The organism is Helicobacter sp. 13S00477-4 (assembly GCF_002272785.1).
Classification (GTDB): domain Bacteria; phylum Campylobacterota; class Campylobacteria; order Campylobacterales; family Helicobacteraceae; genus Helicobacter_J.
This window is the reverse complement of record NZ_MLAS01000034.1, coordinates 1-1199: the sequence shown is the minus strand read 5'-3', so window position 1 is coordinate 1199 and position 1199 is coordinate 1. Positions and strand designations below refer to the sequence as shown.

The 1199-nt window shown below is 34.3% G+C and carries 1 protein-coding gene; it reads right to left on the bottom strand.

What is annotated here, in order from left to right; all coding sequences use genetic code 11:
* Positions 1 to 65: 65 nt before the first annotated feature.
* The coding region (locus BKH44_RS08630) for an autotransporter outer membrane beta-barrel domain-containing protein (RefSeq protein ID WP_143428343.1) at positions 66 to 1199 on the bottom strand (1134 nt) is incomplete at its 5' end.

The following is a 1199-nucleotide window of genomic DNA, read 5'->3' as shown; positions in this document are numbered from 1 at the left end:
AAATCTATTATTTCCAATCTTTCAATGAACTAAAACTACTTATTGAATCCAAAACCTTGAAGGTTTTAGAACTTCCATCTAGCTCCTAGATTTATCATTCCATATTGATTGATATTGCCTAGCTTTGTTCCAATGGAGGCATTCACATACCATCTAGAAGATGCTTGCCATTCCCCTCCTATTTTCAATAAGAAAGAAGTATCAATAGCATTGTTTTGATTAAAATCTGAACTTGCTTTACTGAAAGAAGCATCATAAATGGTTGTGGTGGTATTTTGAGTATTATCAAGAAGAACTCCTTGATAGAAGGCAGGAGCAATATAGAAATAAGATTGGTTTTCATTGAAATACTTCCTGACTTCCAAACCAATTTGCACATTGATAAAATGACTTTGATAAGGAGAGAAACCTAAGCTTATATCGGTAGCTTTAGCATCCATTCCCATTGAATAGCCATAATTATACCCTACACCAACAAAAGGTTTTGAAAACCAACCACTCCCTATTTTGAACACATAACCATAAGTCAAATCCAAATGGGTTTGGAAATTAATAGAATTACCTTTTAGGGTTGTTTGGAGTAAATCTTCTTGTATGGCTAAGGAATTGAATCCAAATGTTTCTCCTATATTGACATCAATCTCATTGCTTTGTAAAAAGAATCTACCATAAAATCCAATATCAACATTATGGCTTTGATTTTTTGAAGAAAGGTTGGCAATAGAATTGGTAGTATAAGCATAGCTCCCATACGCTCCAAGTATCATATTCTGAACCCAAGCATCATAACCAAAATTGAAAGCCCCTGATAAAGAACCCACTCCATTGCTATTGCCAATAACACTCCCTATATTCCCCCATAGGTTATGGATAGCATTGAATCGTAAACTATCATAAGCTTGCACAGCATCATTCAAATAAGAAGCTTGATTTGACTGGATTGGATGATTGGTAGGACTTTTACCATCCTTACTCACAGCAGCTAATAAAATCTTATCACTAGAAACATCATTGCTTGCTAAGGTTTTCCCTTTCATAGATTTTATCCACTCTGCAAACCTTTCATCTTTATTATAAGGATTACTCATTTTGGCTAATCGTGTATTGGTTGCTAGATTGGAAGAAAAGTTCAAAGCAGAGAGATTATTATAGGTAGCATTGGATAGAGATGAGAGTGTTTTTTGTTCTGAATGGATAGT